This window comes from Aquimarina rubra (assembly GCF_042684305.1).
Taxonomy (GTDB): domain Bacteria; phylum Bacteroidota; class Bacteroidia; order Flavobacteriales; family Flavobacteriaceae; genus Aquimarina; species Aquimarina rubra.
This window is the reverse complement of sequence record NZ_JBHULE010000008.1, coordinates 256,448-274,225: the sequence shown is the minus strand read 5'-3', so window position 1 is coordinate 274,225 and position 17,778 is coordinate 256,448. Positions and strand designations below refer to the sequence as shown.

The window sequence follows — 17,778 nt, the reverse complement described above, 5'->3', positions numbered from 1 at the left end:
AAATAGTTAATAGATTGGAAAATCAATATAAATTACAACTCTCTATACGTTCTATTAAAACCCCACAACCTTATAGTTTAATATAAAAAAAAACTCTTTCTAATACGAAATCAACTTACATTAGTTTAATTTCCAAAATGAATAATTGTCTTTTTAAATGGAGCGTCAGGTTTTTTTAGATCAAATCGGATTTCAATTTTGTTTTCAATCCATTTAATAAGAAAAGGATTTTCATCGAAAGAACATTCCATCAATTTTCCAATAAATTGTTTAGCACTTATACCATTTTCATCAATAGAAGTCGCAGACTCAGAGATGTTTTTTATATTTACAATTGAATCAGGATTACCATACTTTTTAATCATTAAATTATAAAAAGCACGGTCTATATCTCCTTCAAAAAGTATATCATAAGATTGTACAATATCATTTTTGTCAGTAAACAAAAATAAAATCTCATATGGTTTTCCCAAGTATGCAAAATCACCTACTATACGATAATCCTTCTTATAGCCATGATCGCTTCCAAGTGCTGCAGATGGAAATTTACTAATGTGTTTTCCTATAAAATCGTTTTCTGTTGGAAATGTCATAGAAACAAAGAATATAAATATTTTAATGAGGTATGAGTTCATAATTAATTGCCGTTACCAGTGGATTTGAAATTCTCTACGTACGGCGCTGGATTTCTAAAATTTTATTTGTTAATAGTGGATAATTCTCCACCTATACTCCTCAGTTATTAAAGCATATTATTCAAAGGTACTTAAAAAACATACCACAATAACAGAGACATCAAAACTCCAGTAATTGCAATAAGCGTTGTCATAACTGTCCAGGAACGAAAGGTTTGTTTCTCCGTCATTCCCAAATATTGTCCTACTAACCAAAATCCACTATCATTAACATGCGATAAGATCGTTGCTCCAGAAGCAATAGAAATAACAAAAAGAGCAATCTGAGCTGCACTAAAATCCCCAGCCAAAATAATTGGTGATGTGATTCCTGCTGCTGCAATCATAGCGGTCGTAGCTGAACCCTGTAAAACCCTTATTAAAGCAGCTACTACAAATGCAAACAGTAACGGATGTATATAGGAACTCTGCAGGGAAGAAGCCAATAATTCCCCTGCTTTGGTGTCGACTAATATCTGTTTAAATGCACCACCAGCACCTGTCAATAAAATAATAGCACCAGCAGGTCTAAAAGATTTCATTGATAATTTTAATAAATCGTCTCTAGTGACACCTCTTTTAATTCCTAAAAAATACCACGCAATTAAATTTGCAATAATCAAAGCAGTAAAAGGATGTCCTAAAAGAGTAATAGTGTATATCAAAGGTGCTGGTAACATGCCGCCCTCAAACCAATCACCTAACAAAACCGTTTTAAGAACTATTAACAAAATAGGTAATGCAATAATGACTATAATACCAATTGGATTTGGTGGATTATCGATGGTTATATTCGATTCATCATTTTCAGGAATCACTAAATCTATTTTTTTTGCAAGATATTTTCCTAATAATGGACCACTAATAATTGCTGCCGGGATTCCGGCTAAAAATCCAAATACAATTACCCAACCAAGATTAGCTCCCAATATATCCGCTACAGCAACCGGACCAGGTGTAGGCGGAATGAAACTATGAGTAATTGCTAATCCTGCAAGTAACGGAATTGCATAGAGCAACAGAGATTTCTTAGTTTTTCTGGCAATTGCATATACGATGGGGACCAAGATGATAAAAGCTACATCGAAAAATACGGGTATTGCAATAATAAAACCTGTAATCATTAACGCCCAGGATGCATTTTTTTCTCCAGCTAATTTGAGGATATAATTCGCTAATCCTTGTGCACCACCAGAATTTTCTAGTAATCCACCAAACAAAGCTCCCAAACCTACCACAGTAGCAACGAATCCAAGCGTGCCTCCCATTCCATTTTTAATACTATTCAAAATATCTTCAGCAGGTAGCCCGGCAACAATTCCTACTAATATGCAAACAATAAGCAATGCAATAAATGCCTGCATTCTTAATTTCAGGATCATAAAAAGTAAGGCAATGATCCCTAGTCCTACAGCTATTAAAAGTTGATACTCCATATATTAGCGTTTCCAGTTTGTGTGAAAGTATTCATCTGACGGTTTATCAACTCTTTGATACGTATGAGCTCCAAAAAAATCTCTTTGTGCTTGTATTATATTTGCAGATGATTGAGAAGAAGTGTACATCAAAAAATAATTAGCCGCAGCAGAAAATACCGGTAAGGCATATCCTGCTTTAAGTGCAGTTGCAACTGTATCAGTTAATGCTTCGATATTTGATTTTAAGGTGGTTACGATTTCCGGAAATAACAATAATGAAACAGTATGATCCACTGCAAACAAATTCCAAATATGTTCCATCAAATTACTTTTAATAATACAACCATTAGTCCATATTCTAGCAATTTCTGATAAATCCAGATTCCAATTATATTGATTAGAGGCTTCTTTCAATAATTCGAAACCAATATGATGATTAATAATACTCGCTGCTTTAAAAGCTTTTTCTAAATTTTCTATGAATGTAGAATCATCTTCAGAAATATTAGAAGTTTTTAACCGATATATTTCTGAAGCTATAACACGCTGTGATTTCATACCAGATATATTGCGAGCCATTACAGATTCTGAAATCGTAGATATGGGCATTCCAACTTCTAGAGCAGCAACGGTGGACCAACCACCAGTCCCCTTCTGACCTGCTTTATCCAAGATTTTATCTATCAAAAAATCGTCTCCTTCTTTCTTACGTAGAAGGTCTACAGTAATCTGCAATAAGTAACTATCCAATCCCTGGTCTCTCCAGCTATTAAAAATATCGGCTATTTGGTCTGGATTTTTCTTTGCATAAAAGCGTAGGATGTGGTAGGTTTCTGCCAATAATTGCATTTCTCCATATTCAATTCCGTTATGCACCATTTTCACATAATGTCCGGATCCTTCTGGTCCAATATAAGTACAACAGGCATTGTTCTTCTTGTCCTTTGCTGCTATTGCTTCTAAAAATTTCCCTGATCTATCATAAGCTTCCTTTGATCCGCCAGGCATAATCGAAGGACCTTTTAATGCACCATCTTCTCCTCCAGAAATACCAGCTCCCAACAAATGAATTCCTTTATTAGCTAATCTTTTACTTCTTTCTAATGTAGATATATAATGAGAATTTCCTCCGTCTATAATACAATCATTTTCGGATAACATTGGTAATAGCGAATCAATTACTACATCTACCGGTTTACCTGCATTTACCATAACCATAATGGTACGCGGTTGTTCTAATGAATTTACAAAAGATTCTAAATCATCAAATCCAAATACACCATCTTGTCTTTCTTTTACAAACTTTTGAGCAATATCTACCTCTTTTCCTTTTACCTGTCTGTTATATACTGACAAAGTAAAATTTTTAGATAATAGATTTTTAGCCAAACTCTTACCCATCACCCCCAAACCTATTAATCCTAATTGTGACTTATTCATATTTAATTTGGATATAATTTCACTCAAGATTGTATCTGTATTCTTATTTATGTTTATAATAAGACCTTTATCTGGTTTTTCTAAAGCTTCGAATTGAGAAACCAACATTTCTTTTTTAAAGAAGTGATTTTTTCTCGACTCTAGACGATTTGCAATCAAATCAAAGTTTCCATCCAAAAATATCCATCTTATGGATTTTGAATCAATTGACTGAAGCGTGTCTCTATATTTTTGCTTTAAAGCAGAACAGGCCAGCACAGCTCCCTTTTTATGATGCGCATCTTTAACTAAAACCGATAGTTCTTGTAACCAAGATTCTCTGTCATTATCATCTAAAGGAAATCCATTAGACATCTTCTTGATATTACTTTCAGGATGAAAATCGTCTGCATCGTAAAAAGGAATATTTAATTGGTTTGCTAGCTTTTTTCCAATGGTAGTTTTTCCACTTCCCGAAACTCCATAAACAATGTATACAACCCCCAAATTCATCTAAAATATAGTCTTGTCTTTTGCTATCAATTTAAACATAACAATCGTATCAAAAAAATGAAACCTATAAATCAGAAACTTGTTAAGAAAGTTTATAGTATCAATTGCTAAAGTTCCCAAAGGCTATTAGACCATCAATTTTCATTTAATACTATGATAACAAAAGGATCCGAGCGATACCAAATTATAACAATCTACTTTACAATGGGTTGATTATTTTTTAATGTGAAGTACAGCTTCGTCTCCAACACTTTCCAAGAATCTTTATTACTCCCTAAAAGTATTTATTACTACATTTGAAATATTTAATAATCTTTTCTATCAAAAGATTATATTCACTTTCTAAATGAGCATTATTTCTCCTTTAAATAAAAGATTCATTAATAGGGTTATTCCCTTTGGTATATTTTTTATTATTGCAGGAGTAATTTATTTATTATTAGAAAAAGGTATTCTTGGAGATTCTAAATTTTATCCTTCTACCAAAAACCCTTACAACCTAAACAGCAGTATTATAATCACCTTAGTTTCTGCAACTCTTTTTGGATTATTGATAGGTTCATTCGAAGTACTGTATTTTAACAAGTTCTTTTCTTCTAAAAGTTTTTTAAAGAAAATTATCTACAAAATATCTTTTTATCTATCGATCGTTGTTTTTTTTCTCATTTGTACGGCCAGTGTATCTTTTATGGTAGAATTCGACACCAATATACTTGATGAAAACGTTTGGATAAATTTGCAAAACTTCATAACCAATTTAGCATTTCTGAGTGTCATACTTTACATCATAACTATTATTGGAATCTCTCTTTTTTATCTTGAAGTAAGTGATAATATTGGTCAAGAAGTCTTATTTAATTTTTTCACAGGAAAATACCATAAACCTATCGAAGAAGAACGAATTTTCATGTTTTTAGACATGAAGTCCTCCACGACTATAGCCGAAAAACTAGGTCACGTAAAATATTTTGAGATGTTGGCGACTTATTACGCCGATATATCCGATGCTATTGTACAACACGCAGGTTTGGTATATCAATATGTAGGCGACGAAATTGTAGTTTCCTGGAATTTACAAAAAGGACTTAAAAAAGATAACTGCATTAGGTGTTTTTATGCTATGGAGGAAGCTTTAAAAAAACAATCAACAAAGTACTTGAAAGAGTTTGGTGTTTTGCCTACGTTTAAGGCCGGATTTCATTACGGAATGATTACCGCCGGCGAAATTGGTACAATCAAAAAGGACATTGTATTTACCGGTGATGTGCTAAATACCACTGCCAGAATACAAGGGTTATGTAATTCTTATGATGTTGCAACTTTAATTTCTGAAATATTAGTTCAGAAACTTAAAGAGAATTCTTCGGATTTTACTTTTAAAAGTCTTGGTAATACTTCTTTAAGAGGTAAAAATGAGCAAATGGAATTATACACTATCATTTAAAAAAGCCCACTAGTTTTTAAACTAATAGGCTCTTTTGATCCTTTACTTTGTTTTGCTAATTACTCTATTCTTTTTGCGGGCATTTTTCTTCCGCCTTGGTTTAAGGTTAAACTATCGATGGTACCGGTATCACTCTTATTAAATGTAATTTCTGCAGGTACTACTTTTAGGAAAAATAATGTTTCAGTTTCTGCGAAAATTTCGAATTTTGGTTGGCCGGTAGCCATTGCGTATATTGAATTTCCTTCTACCGTGATGTCTATGATAAAGTTTGGTTGTAACTCATACTTACCGACATATCCTTTTAAAATATCAGGAGAAACTGAAATTGTTTTTCTTTCTGCAGGAGGTGCTTTGTCAATTCCTTTACCAGTAAAACTTTCGTCAGCAGTTTTAAAAACCGTTTGTCGTTTACCATCATCGGTCATCGAGAAATTATAAGATATCGTACCATCATCAAAAATATAGGAGCCGTCTTTCATTGGATATATTTCAAATTCTCTTGAATTCTCTCCTTCTCTCAAGCTAAACAATTTACCTTCCTTTAGCATAATATGTCTTATCACATTATCCTTAAACTCATAGGCTCCAACCCACTTTTTAGCTTCGTCAACTGATAATGCTATTGCATCCTTTTTATCCGGAATCGGTTTACCGATCACAGTAGCTGCAACTTTCATCGTGATTTCACCTACATTTTTACAAGTACAATTGGTAAGCCCAATGACGTATACATTTTCATCTTCCAGAAAAATTCCGTTGGTAGTGTATCCAAAAATACCCCCACTATGTGCATATCCCTTAGCGCCTTGTATGTTTACTTTTCCCCAACCATATCCATAATTAATCTCTTCACCGTTATTTAGTTTAGAACCATTGATGGCTTTTTCTAAGCTTGTTCTTTTGATAAAAGTATTGGCGCTTATTGCATTTTGCCATTTTAATAAATCATCCACTGTAGACATCAAAGAACCCGCTGCATATGGCAATGTTAAACTAAGGTAGTCTGCATTTAGATAATTATCACCTTCCGGTTTATATCCAGAAGCTCTATTTTTGATAAGCTCGCTCATACTTCCGTAATAGGATGAATTCATCCCTATCTTTTCGAAGATATTCTTCTCTATAAAATTCTCATAGGTATCACCTGTGATCACTTCAATAATATAACCAAGTAAAATATATCCCGAATTATTATACCGGAACTCTTCTCCCGGATCAAAATCCATAGGTTCGTTTTTAAATACATCAATTAATTCTGTTGGGGTCATATCAGTTCGAGCAGATTTCATGAAACTATCCATACCTGTATAGCTTTTTATACCCGAAGTATGATTTAATAAATGATGAATCGTAATTTTTTTACCATTTGTAGGATAATCAGGTATATATTTGGTGATTTCATCCTCAATTTGCAGTTTTCCTTGTTCCTGAAGCATTAGAATAGCAACCGCCGTAAATTGTTTGGTAATAGAACCTATCTCGAATACGTTTTCTGGTTTTAGCGGAACGTCTAATTCTAGATTTGCTTTACCAAATGCTTTTCGATACAAAGGTTTACCATCTTTTGCTACTAAAATTGAAATACCAGGTTCTTCTAAGGTATACATAGAAGATACAATTTCATCAATTTCCTTTTCTAAGTTTTGAGCTTTTGTAGTTAAGAATGCTAGTGTGCAGATACAAAAAAGTAATAGAGTTTTAATTCTTTGTGATGATTTCATGTGATGTATGGTTTTGATTGATATCAAGTTTATTGTAAAACAACTGCTGTCTGTATGACGATCAATTGAAGAATAAGTTACCAAAAACTTACTTAAAATATTCTGAAACTAGTATTAATATCAAAACAAAAAAGTTCTTGCATCATACAAATCGTATAAATACAAGAACTTTTTTAACCTAAATCAGCCTATAACTAAGCTTCTAAATCATTTGTATAAAGAGTTACTTACTCTTCCTCTTCTGCTATAAAACCAGGAGCAGCAGGTACGTTTTCATCAATTTCTACTTCTTCTACTACCTGAATAGAATCTCGTAACGCTTTGAACTTTTCTAATTGTTCTTCTTCTCCTGTAAAATATGGGAATACATCCATAATAGGTGATTCTGCAATTGCAGGAATCGTATAATCACCTGTGGTGCCTTTCATCACACTATTCGTATTATCAAACGCTTCTTTTACATCATTAGCTTGTACCAAAAGATACAAATTTGTTTTTCTTTCTTTACCGCTTTCTTCATCATAAGCGATTAAAGATACCTTGGATTTAAACCAACGATCAGAATTCTCAAAAGGATGTATCTCTGCAAAATTTGCAACTTTTATGTTAGTAATAATAAATTCTTCACTAACATAGGCTGCCATTTCCTCATTAATTCTGGTCTCTGCTTCTGTGTAAGATACAGCATCCACCAAATAAGGTTCTGTAGTAACTTTCTGTACTCCAGAGTCATTTATTTTTCTATATTTCACTTTACATTCGTACCAAGTAGCGCTCATATATTTCTTTTTTAGGATGCCAAATATAAATTTTAAAAAAAGTTCTAAGCACGAATTTTGTTATTAGATATTCACAATTTTAAAACCTATTGACTATAAGCTATTTATAATAAAATATTTTATTGTAAAGCCTTTCTCAATATACTTACAGGATGTAGTGCTGTGCGTTGTGCACCATCTTTTATCTGATGCCTACAACTGGTTCCTACAGCGGCAATAACGGTGGTTTCGGGAGCTTTCCTAACTGCTGGAAAAAGTGTTTGTTCGCCAACTTGCATACTGATATCATAATGTTCTTTTTCATACCCAAAAGATCCCGCCATCCCACAACATCCAGATGGAATAATCGTCACTTTAAAGTTTTCCGGTAAATTAAGATATACAAACGTTGTTTGAATAGTGGATAAAGCTTTCTGGTGACAATGACCGTGGAGTTTTATGATCTTTTCTTCTTTCGTAAACTGATCTGAAGTAATATTTCCTAACCCGATTTCAGATTTTAAGAATTCATCTATAAGAAAAACATTTTTAGAAAGTGTTTTAGCTCCTTGTTTATCATCTGCCAGTCGAAGATATTCATCCCTGAAAGTTAATATGGCAGAAGGTTCTAACCCAAGTAATGGTATATCTTCTGAAACTAGTTCGCCAAAAACGTTGACATTATAATTCGCTAGTTTCTTAGCTTGTTTCAATAATCCTTTAGAAATAAAAGTTCTTCCACTTTCTTTATGTTTAGTGATTTTAACCTCATACCCCAAACCAGTTAATAATTCTATAGCATCGATTCCGATATTTGTATCTAAATGATCTGTAAATTCATCAATAAAAAAGTAAACAGTTTTTATAGGACTACTAGGTTGGATCGATGCTAAATTTTTATTGCACCAGTTCTTTAGAGATTGTTTACTGAGTAATGGTAATTCTCTCTCTTTTGCAATACCCAATGCTGATTTTAAAATTCCGGAAGTAAGTTTATTCTTAAAAAAGAAATTCGTTAATCCTGGAGCAACTCTTCCTAAATTATTCAGTGCATTGTTATACGCAAATAGCTTAGTTCTCAGTGAAACTCCATTCTCCTTTTGATATTGATATTCGAATTCTGCTTTTAGTGTTGCCACATCCACATTAGATGGACATTCACTAGAACAACCTTTGCAGCTAATGCATAAATCAAAAACCTCTTTTAATTCTTTTTGGTTAAATTTATTTTTAGCCGTATTATTCGTCAGTACTTCTCTTAATGCATTTGCTCTTCCTCTGGTTGTATCCTTTTCATTTTTAGTTGCTCTATAGCTTGGACACATGGTTCCGCCAGCTTCTACCGATTTTCTACAATCACCACTACCATTACATTTTTCTGCAGCCCTCAGTATTCCTAACGAATCTGTAAAATCAAATATGGTTTCTATTTCGGGTTCTTCTCTATCAATTTCATATCGCAATTTTTCATCCATAGGATACGCATCTACAATCTTACCCGGATTGAAGATGCCTTTAGGATCAAAAACTTCCTTAATTCGCCTTAGTAATTTATAATTTTCTTCCCCTATCATAAAAGGAATATATGCTGCTCGTACAATTCCATCACCGTGCTCACCACTCATAGAGCCATGATACTTTTTTACCAAAGCGGCTACATCATCTGTAATTTTCTTAAAAAGCACTACATCTTCCTTCTTTTTTAAATCTAAAATAGGTCTTAAATGAAGTTCTCCGGCTCCTGCATGTGCATAATATACGGCTTGCTGATCGTACTTCTTCATAAGATCGGAAAACTCTTTTATATAATCTGCTAAATCAGGCAAAGCCACCGCTGTATCTTCAATACAGGCCACCGCTTTCTTATCACCTACAATATTACCTAATAGCCCCAATCCTGCTTTTCGAAGTTCTAAGGCTCGGTTGATTTCATTGCCTAATAAAATAGGATTTGCATATGACAAATTTGATTTTTCTAAAGTAGTCAAAAGTACCTTCTTTTGCTCTGCTAGACTTTTGGTATCATTCGCTCTTAGCTCTAGCATTAAAATTGCTTGTGGATCGTCTTTTATAAAGAAACGATTTTTAATCTGTTCTACATTATTCTTTGTACAATCCAAAATGGTTTTATCCATCATTTCGCAAGTAAACAACCTATGCTGCATTACTGGTTCTACCGCATTTAAACAATCTTCAATAGAATGAAAATGAGCAGCAATCATTAACGATTCTGATGGAGGTAATTCATCTAATTGTAAGGTTATCTGAGTCGTAAAAGCCAATGTTCCTTCACTACCAGATAACAACTTACACATATTAAAATCTTCATTCTCATTAGAGAATATATTAGATTCAATCAATTCGTCTATCGCATAACCTGTATTACGTCTATGTATCTCTGGTTTTGGAAAGTTTTTGAGTATACGATTTTGTACATCCTTGGATGCCAGTTCTTGATAAATTGTTTTATATATTTTTCCTTCTAATGTATTTTGACTCATTTTACGTTCAAAATCTCCTTTAGAAATAGTAGAAAAAATTGCTTCACTACCATCAGACAAAATCGTTTGTAATTCCAGTATTTTGTCTCTTGTCACTCCATATTGTATAGAGGTCGTACCACTACTATTATTACCTACCATTCCTCCGATCATACAGCGGTTAGATGTAGATGTATTTGGACCAAAAAATAGCCCAAATGGTTTTAGATAACGATTCAGATCATCTCTAATAACACCAGGCTGTACAGTTACCGTTTTTTTGGTTTTATCGACAGCAATTATTTCGGTAAAACACTTAGAAACATCTACCACGATTCCATCTCCCACACATTGCCCTGCTAATGATGTACCCGCAGTTCTAGGAATTAATCCTAACTGATGATCGTTTGCAAAACCAATGATCCTTTTAATATCTGATATACTCTTCGGAAATGCTACCGCAGTTGGAATCCTGCGATAGACAGAGGCGTCAGTTGCATATAATGATTTAGTTAGTAAATCAAACTCTAGCTCCCCTTCTAACTGATCTTTTAAAACTGCGAGGTCAGTCTCTTGTATCATACTTGTTTTCCTTTTACCAATGAATCTAAAGTAATTTGTCTTTTAAAATTCGTATCAAAACAAATAAAACTATCCGTTCCGGCTACTCCATCTATCTGATGTACCTGTTCATATAAGATGTTACGCAGATGATGATTGTCATATGCAAATATCAGAATAAAAAGTGCGTAATTACCCGAGACATAATTACATTCTAATATTTCCGGTATTTTGGCAAGGTCTTCAACCACTGATTTTGCATATCTGGCTTCTTTTAATCGAATACCAACATATGATTTTGTCTTATAACCTATTTGCTTCTCATCAATTACAAATTCCGCTTTATTAATAACACCGTTTTCTTTTAATTTTCTAATTCTTTGATGTACCAATGAATTAGAAATCTTTAGCTCATCTGCTATTTGAGAAAAAGGTTTTCTGGCATCTTCGCGAATCTGCAATAATATTTGCTGGTCTATATAATCAAAATGATTCATGATAAATGAAATTTTGAAAGATTTATACTCAAATAAGAAATCTTATTTTAAAGTAAAATCAATTTGACATAAAATAAAATAATAACTGACTAAATCAATTACTTAAATAAACAAAATTAGTCAAAAGTAGTACTTTTGCTCCAAAAACAAACAGATACAAAATGAATTCTACACTTTTTTTTGAGGAGCTATGGAAACAATATGCTAGCAAAACTCCTTCTGCATATAAAGTAAAATCTCTTTTAGAAGGAGAAGGCGAAACGATTTTCAATGACCATATTGCTATAAGAACTTTTGATGACCTAAGAACAAATATCGAAGTGATTGCCAAACCATTTATCGCTATGGGTTATACAGAAATGGGTGAATATCATTTTGAAGCTAAGAAACTATATGCAAAACACTACGAGCATATAGAAAATCCAGATGCACCAAAGATATTTATAAGCCAATTGTTAACTGATCATTTTTCTCTCGAATTGCAAGCCACGGTAAAGAAAATACTAGATAATTGCAATAATGATATCTTCAACCAAGATGATCTTATTCTCCAAGGTAGAGTTTGGGAAACACCTTCTTATGAAGTTTATAAAATGCTACAGGAAGAATCCGAATATGCAGCCTGGATGTATGTGAATGGTTTTTGTTCTAATCATTTTACAATTGATGTTAATAAACTTGAAGGTTTTGAGAATTTAAATAATCTAAATCAATTCCTAAAGGAAAATGGTTTTATCTTGAATTCATCTGGTGGAGAAATTAAAGGTACTCCTTCTCAACTTTTAGAACAATCGAGCATTTTAGCAGATAAAATTGAAATGGAATTTATAGAGGGCATAAAAGAGGTTACCTCTTGTTATTATGAGTTTGCATACAGATATAAACAAGATAATGGTCAATTGTTCACAGGTTTTATTGCCAACTCAGCGGATAAAATTTTCGAAAGCACTGATATGAAACTTCAGGAAGCTTAAAATATAAGGTAATATTACTTAAATTATATTAACAAAATCTTAAGCCATCTCATCACATTAAAAAGTGAGATCATACGTTATATTGGGATAACAATAAAAAAACAAAATCACAATGACGAAGCGTATTTTTATCATTACGACATTATTATTTGCTTCTATCTTTACATCGCAAGCACAGGAAATCCCGGAACACGCAATTGGATTGCGTCTTAGTGAAAGTGACGGTTTTTGGGCAGAAGCAAGTTATCAAGCAAGATTAAGTTCTGATACCAGAATCGAATTAGATCTTGGAGTTCAGGGAAGGAATAGATACAACGCCTTAAAACTAACAGGAATGTATCAATGGGTTTTTAATATCGATGGAGGTCTTAACTGGTATGTTGGTCCTGGAATCGGTGGTGGATTAGTAGATTTTGACAATGATATTGACGACAGAGATGATTTAGAAACTTTTGGGTTTGTAACCGGAGATGTAGGGATTGAGTATCGTTTTGATTTTCCACTATTGATTTCTCTAGATTTCAGACCAGAAATTTATTTTGATGATTATAATAATGACGATATTATTTTTAATCTTGGTCTAAGTGCTCGATATAGGTTTTAACGAGTTTTTAATATACAATACGATAAAGAAAACCCTGAACAATGATGTTCAGGGTTTTCTTTTACAAAAAAATATTTCTAAATGTTAACCTATCGATCTTTTAACATACAAAAGGTAAATTTTAAAAAACCTTATAATCATGAAAAAATTATTTTTTGTAGCATTCTTAGTAATAACCGGTATCCAATTACAAGCTCAGGACATTCCTAAAAGTGCTATTGGTATTAGATTATCAGAAGGCGTTGTCGGTGATGAAGGATTTGGTCCTGAAATTACCTATCAACGACAAATGTTCGGAGAACATAACCGAATAGATGCCAATCTTAGCTGGAGAACCAATGCATTTATCAATACCTATCGTGGTGGTGTATTTTTTCATTGGAGTTATAATATTTGGGATAACTTAAATTGGTTTGCCGGTCCTGGAATTGGTGCAGGTTATCTTGATTTTAAAACTAGTTTTTTCGGTATTGGAATTTCTAGTGATAGGGATAGTGAGTTTTTTCCTTATGTTGGGGCAGATTTTGGAGTAGATTATCGTTTTAATTTTCCGTTACAGGTAGCCTTTAGTGTGCGTCCTACCTACGATATTCATAGCATAGAAAATGCTGCAGGAGTTGAAGATGTCGATAATTTTGGGGTTAATATCGGTATCGCAGCAAGATATACCTTTTAAACCCTTTAGAATCAATTGATTTGATTTATGTTTAGTTGTAAAGCATCATTGTTAAAACAATGGTGCTTTCTTGTTATACTGTTTCAAGTGCATTTTCGTACAACTCTATGTATAAAGGAACAATGTTATCAATATCAAATTTTAGTGCCTGGTTATAAGCTCCTTCTTTAAATTTATGGAGAGTATCATCGTCTTTTAAAATCTTAATTGCATTTTCAGACATTTCTTTTATATCCCCTACATTACTTAAGTATCCTGATACACCTTCTACATTAACTTCAGGTATTCCGCCGGCATTACTGGAAATCACAGGTACTTTGTTCACCATAGCTTCCAGGGCAGCTAAACCAAAACTTTCTCGTTCTGAAGGCAGTAAGAACAAATCTGAAAAACATAATATTTTATCGATCTCATTGCTGTTGCCCAAAAAGATAACCCTATCCTTAATTCCTAATTCCTTACATTTTTTTTCAGCCCGTTCACGTTCAGGTCCGTCTCCTACCATTAATAATTTTGCAGGAATCTCTTTCTGAATATTATAGAATATATCCACGATATCCATAATTCGTTTTACAGGTCTAAAATTACTAATATGGGTAACTATTCTTTCTTCTGGAGTCGCCATTAAATCTCTCTGGCAATCTGTAAAATCTGTTTTCAGAAGACTGGCGTCAATAAAGTTAGGAACTACTTCTATGTCTTTCTTTATATCAAAAAGACGAAGTGTATCATCTTTTAAACTTTCTGAAACAGAGGTAACAATATCACTGTTATTGATACTAAAAGTAACCGCTGGTTTATAAAAAGGGTGATTCCCGACAAGTGTTATATCAGTACCGTGCAAAGTAGTCACCATCGGTATATGAATCCCTTCTTCTGCTAATATTTCTTTCGCCATATAACCTGCGTAGGCGTGCGGTATTGCGTAATGCACATGCAGCAACTCAATATTATATTTTTTTACAGTATTTACCAACTTACTGGACAACGCCAATTCATACGGCTGATAATGAAAAAGAGGGTATTCTGGTACTGTAACTTCGTGAAAATGGATGTTAGGATTAAGCAATCCAAGTCTTACAGGTTGTTTGTAAGTAACAAAATGTACCTGATGATTTAATTTAGCTAGTGCAATTCCTAATTCTGTAGCCACTACTCCACTTCCTCCAAAAGTTGGATAACAAACAATCGCAATGTTCATAAATACAATTTTCTTTCTGTTGCACAATGTACAAGAAAATTGTTATTGCTTATTGTTAAAGGATTTGTAAAAAACCTATTTGATTCGAGTCAAAATGAGTTCCGCTGCACTTATTTTATTTACTTCGAATTTCTTTTCTTGATTATTTTTAGAATTAAAGACTTGTAATATTTGGGCACCTGGATCATACTCCCATATATCGTGATATCCAAAATCATTATAAAAGTAATAACTATTATCATTTCCGCATCTGCGTCTTTTAAGTTCTTTTTTAAAAGGTTGAACTCTTCTTTTACCTGTATATTTACCAATAAAAAAATTAACTCCATATCCTTTATATCCATTTTTACTATCCAACCTGGTAAGATAAATTTCAGGAAAATGTTCGTTTGTTTTTTTTATACTCCAATCTCCTAAAAAGTCATTCACATCAAGTTGCTTTTCCTGAGAAAAAACAATAAAATTAGATAGCATTAAAAAGAAAAAAGTCAATTTAGTTAGCATACAAATGAAGTTTACATATTCTTATCAAACAGTATGCCCAAATATGTAATAAAAAAAGCAGATCATAAGCCGGATTCTGTGACCCACCAATGGTGGACTCCTTATCATTTATCTAGTCCTGATATTACTATCAGGATCAAACCGCCTACCCTCCAACATTGAGCGTGCAACTCTTAAGCGTTGGTTTACATGGCGTTGCACCGCATAGAGTTTACCTGGTTTCACTACAGCCTTACCTGTACATACTTTCTGCTGCACTTGTCCTCGCCTCTCGACGGACGGGCGTTACCCGCTATGCTGCACTACGGTGTCCGGACTTTCCTCTCTTCGCATAAAGCGAACAGCGATAAGGTGACCTGCTTTGTTGCAAAAATACTACAATTCATATACGAGAATTCATAATTCGACAATATTTTTAACTGTTAATAACTCGGTATAAAAACCAAAAGCAACAATTCTTTATTTCCAATCAATTTTTAACTTTGTATCGATGGAGCATTTTATAGTATCTGCGCGTAAATACAGACCCCAAACATTTAAAGATGTTGTGGGACAGCAGGCTATTACCAATACATTGCTTAATGCTATTGAAAACAATCATCTTGCTCAAGCCTTATTGTTTACCGGGCCACGAGGCGTTGGAAAAACATCTTGCGCAAGGATTTTAGCTAAAACTATTAATCAGGAAGGTCACGAAAATCCAGATGAAGATTTTGCTTTTAATATTTTTGAACTAGATGCAGCTTCTAATAACTCTGTAGATGATATCCGAAACCTTATTGATCAGGTTCGTATCCCTCCGCAAGTAGGTACTTATAAAGTATATATTATTGATGAGGTGCACATGCTCTCACAAGCTGCTTTTAATGCATTTCTAAAAACATTAGAAGAACCGCCTAAGCACGCTATTTTTATTCTTGCAACCACAGAGAAACATAAAATCATCCCTACAATATTATCACGTTGTCAGATATTTGATTTTAAAAGAATCACCGTTACAGATGCTAAGAACCATCTAATGCAAGTAGCCGAGCAAGAAGGAATCACTGCTGACGAAGATGCTTTACAAATCATCGCTCAAAAAGCCGATGGTGCTATGCGTGATGCTTTGTCGATTTTTGATCGAGTTGTTAGTTTTAGTGGAAAAAACCTCACCAGACAGGCCGTTACTGAAAATCTTAATGTCCTAGATTACGAAACGTATTTTAAAACTACGGATCTTATATTAGATAATAACATTCCACAACTATTATTAGAGTTTAATGAAATTCTGGCTCAGGGATTTGATGGTCACCATTTCATTGCCGGATTGGCATCGCACTTTAGAGATTTGTTGGTATGCAAAAATCAAGCTACTATCAACCTTCTGGAAGTAGGAGAACAAACAAAGGCTAAATATCTGGAACAATCCCAAAAAGCCCCACATCCTTTTCTAATAAAAGGTATTGAACTGGCCAACGATTGTGATCTAAAATATAAGACAAGTCGTAATCAAAGATTACTGGTTGAATTATGTTTAATGCAACTTGCCTCTGTTCTTACTAAAGACGGAGAAAAAAAAAATGACCAACCCTACATAATTCCACCTAGTTATTTTAAGGAGAAAGGGATCAAACCGATCAAGATTTCACCTGAACTAAAAGAAAAGGCTGAAGAAAAATCAGCTAATCCAGAAACTCAAAGTATTTCTACTCAAGAAATTTCTGGAGTACCAATTACATCCAGTTCTGTTGAAACCAAAGTACGAGAAACACCTATTGCAACTGCCATTTCAGAAAAAACAGCAACTACAGCTGCTACAGAAACTAAACCTATATTAAAACAAAGAGAACGCAGAACTTCTGGATTATCTCTTAGTAGTATTCGAAAGAAAAAGGAACACGAAGAGAAAAAGGTAGACACTATTGTAGATCCCAAAAATCTACCTAGTGATGACTTTACTGAAGCAGAAATGCAAAGTGCTTGGGAAGAATACGGAAAAATGCAGGATAAAAAGGGAGAACGAATCATTGGATCTATGTTTGCCATGAACATCCCAACTTTAGTAGAAGGTAAAATTCACTTAGAATTGCCTAATCAATCCATGAAAGTTGATATGGAAAGTGCGCTTCCAGGATTATTTCAGTTTTTATATAAAAAATTAAATAATTATAGTGTTGCGCTTGATATTAAGGTAAATGAAGAAGCATCCAAAAAATATGCGTTTACTCCACAGGATAAATACGAAAAACTTCGTGAAAAGAATCCACTAATTGACAAGTTAAGAGCTGATTTTGATTTGGATATCTAATACGCAATGAACTGCTTTTTTATAAATCTCAATAAAACTTT

General features: G+C 33.4%; 14 protein-coding genes and 1 other RNA gene. 5 read left to right on the top strand and 10 right to left on the bottom strand.

Features of this window, described 5'->3' with window-relative positions; translation table 11 throughout:
- Nucleotides 1–125 precede the first annotated feature (125 nt).
- From ACFSR1_RS05430 to gndA, 3 genes are all read right to left on the bottom strand, one after another.
- The gene (locus tag ACFSR1_RS05430; RefSeq protein WP_378290396.1) at nucleotides 126–635 is read right to left on the bottom strand and encodes a hypothetical protein; all 510 of its coding nucleotides are present in this window, start codon (nucleotides 633–635) and stop codon (nucleotides 126–128) included.
- Nucleotides 636–766: 131 nt separating this feature from the next.
- Nucleotides 767–2,110, bottom strand: a complete 1,344-nt coding sequence (locus ACFSR1_RS05425; protein WP_378290395.1) for a GntP family permease — start codon at nucleotides 2,108–2,110, stop codon at nucleotides 767–769.
- A 3-nt stretch (nucleotides 2,111–2,113) separates the two neighbouring features.
- Nucleotides 2,114–4,024 (bottom strand): NADP-dependent phosphogluconate dehydrogenase, encoded by a 1,911-nt coding sequence (gene gndA, locus ACFSR1_RS05420; RefSeq protein ID WP_378290393.1) that lies wholly within the window; start codon nucleotides 4,022–4,024, stop codon nucleotides 2,114–2,116.
- Between the two features lie 346 nt (nucleotides 4,025–4,370).
- Between gndA and ACFSR1_RS05415 the strand changes: the two genes are divergently transcribed.
- Nucleotides 4,371–5,468 carry an adenylate/guanylate cyclase domain-containing protein gene (locus tag ACFSR1_RS05415; RefSeq protein WP_378290391.1) on the top strand — a complete coding sequence of 366 codons (1,098 nt, stop codon included), beginning with the start codon at nucleotides 4,371–4,373 and terminating at the stop codon, nucleotides 5,466–5,468.
- A gap of 59 nt (nucleotides 5,469–5,527) precedes the next feature.
- Here the strand turns inward: ACFSR1_RS05415 and ACFSR1_RS05410 are convergent, their stop codons facing one another.
- The 4 genes from ACFSR1_RS05410 to ACFSR1_RS05395 form a co-directional block, all read right to left on the bottom strand.
- Nucleotides 5,528–7,192: a serine hydrolase gene (locus ACFSR1_RS05410; protein WP_378290389.1), complete on the bottom strand. Its 1,665-nt coding sequence runs from the start codon at nucleotides 7,190–7,192 to the stop codon at nucleotides 5,528–5,530.
- A gap of 227 nt (nucleotides 7,193–7,419) precedes the next feature.
- Complete coding sequence (locus ACFSR1_RS05405; RefSeq protein WP_378290387.1) at nucleotides 7,420–7,971, bottom strand: DUF4494 domain-containing protein; 552 nt, start codon at nucleotides 7,969–7,971, stop codon at nucleotides 7,420–7,422.
- 119 nt (nucleotides 7,972–8,090) lie between these two features.
- Nucleotides 8,091–11,012 (bottom strand): FAD-binding and (Fe-S)-binding domain-containing protein, encoded by a 2,922-nt coding sequence (locus ACFSR1_RS05400; protein ID WP_378290386.1) that lies wholly within the window; start codon nucleotides 11,010–11,012, stop codon nucleotides 8,091–8,093.
- Nucleotides 11,009–11,488, bottom strand: a complete 480-nt coding sequence (locus ACFSR1_RS05395) for an Lrp/AsnC family transcriptional regulator (RefSeq protein WP_378290384.1) — start codon at nucleotides 11,486–11,488, stop codon at nucleotides 11,009–11,011. The genes ACFSR1_RS05400 and ACFSR1_RS05395 overlap by 4 nt, the downstream gene beginning before the upstream one ends.
- Nucleotides 11,489–11,649: 161 nt before the next feature.
- On the opposite strand from ACFSR1_RS05395, the gene ACFSR1_RS05390 reads away from it, so the two are divergent.
- The 3 genes from ACFSR1_RS05390 (at nucleotide 11,650) to ACFSR1_RS05380 (ending at nucleotide 13,742) form a co-directional block, all read left to right on the top strand.
- Nucleotides 11,650–12,462 carry a DUF1338 domain-containing protein gene (locus ACFSR1_RS05390; protein WP_378290382.1) on the top strand — a complete coding sequence of 271 codons (813 nt, stop codon included), beginning with the start codon at nucleotides 11,650–11,652 and terminating at the stop codon, nucleotides 12,460–12,462.
- A 112-nt stretch (nucleotides 12,463–12,574) separates the two neighbouring features.
- Nucleotides 12,575–13,066 (top strand): hypothetical protein, encoded by a 492-nt coding sequence (locus ACFSR1_RS05385; protein WP_378290380.1) that lies wholly within the window; start codon nucleotides 12,575–12,577, stop codon nucleotides 13,064–13,066.
- Nucleotides 13,067–13,205: 139 nt separating this feature from the next.
- A complete protein-coding gene (locus tag ACFSR1_RS05380) occupies nucleotides 13,206–13,742 on the top strand; it encodes a hypothetical protein (protein ID WP_378290378.1) in 537 nt (178 codons plus the stop codon).
- A gap of 73 nt (nucleotides 13,743–13,815) precedes the next feature.
- Here ACFSR1_RS05380 and bshA read toward each other — a convergent pair whose 3' ends face one another.
- The 3 genes from bshA to rnpB all read right to left on the bottom strand — a co-directional run bounded on the left by bshA (nucleotide 13,816) and on the right by rnpB (nucleotide 15,810).
- Nucleotides 13,816–14,943, bottom strand: a complete 1,128-nt coding sequence (gene bshA / locus ACFSR1_RS05375; RefSeq protein ID WP_378290376.1) for an N-acetyl-alpha-D-glucosaminyl L-malate synthase BshA — start codon at nucleotides 14,941–14,943, stop codon at nucleotides 13,816–13,818.
- A gap of 75 nt (nucleotides 14,944–15,018) precedes the next feature.
- Nucleotides 15,019–15,447, bottom strand: coding sequence for a hypothetical protein (locus tag ACFSR1_RS05370; protein WP_378290374.1), 429 nt, complete (start codon nucleotides 15,445–15,447; stop codon nucleotides 15,019–15,021).
- A gap of 50 nt (nucleotides 15,448–15,497) precedes the next feature.
- Nucleotides 15,498–15,810, bottom strand: an RNA gene (gene rnpB, locus ACFSR1_RS05365) — RNase P RNA component class A.
- Nucleotides 15,811–15,937: 127 nt separating this feature from the next.
- Between rnpB and ACFSR1_RS05360 the strand changes: the two genes are divergently transcribed.
- Entirely contained in the window at nucleotides 15,938–17,737 is a 1,800-nt protein-coding gene (locus ACFSR1_RS05360; protein ID WP_378290372.1) for a DNA polymerase III subunit gamma/tau, read from the top strand.
- Nucleotides 17,738–17,778 lie beyond the last annotated feature (41 nt).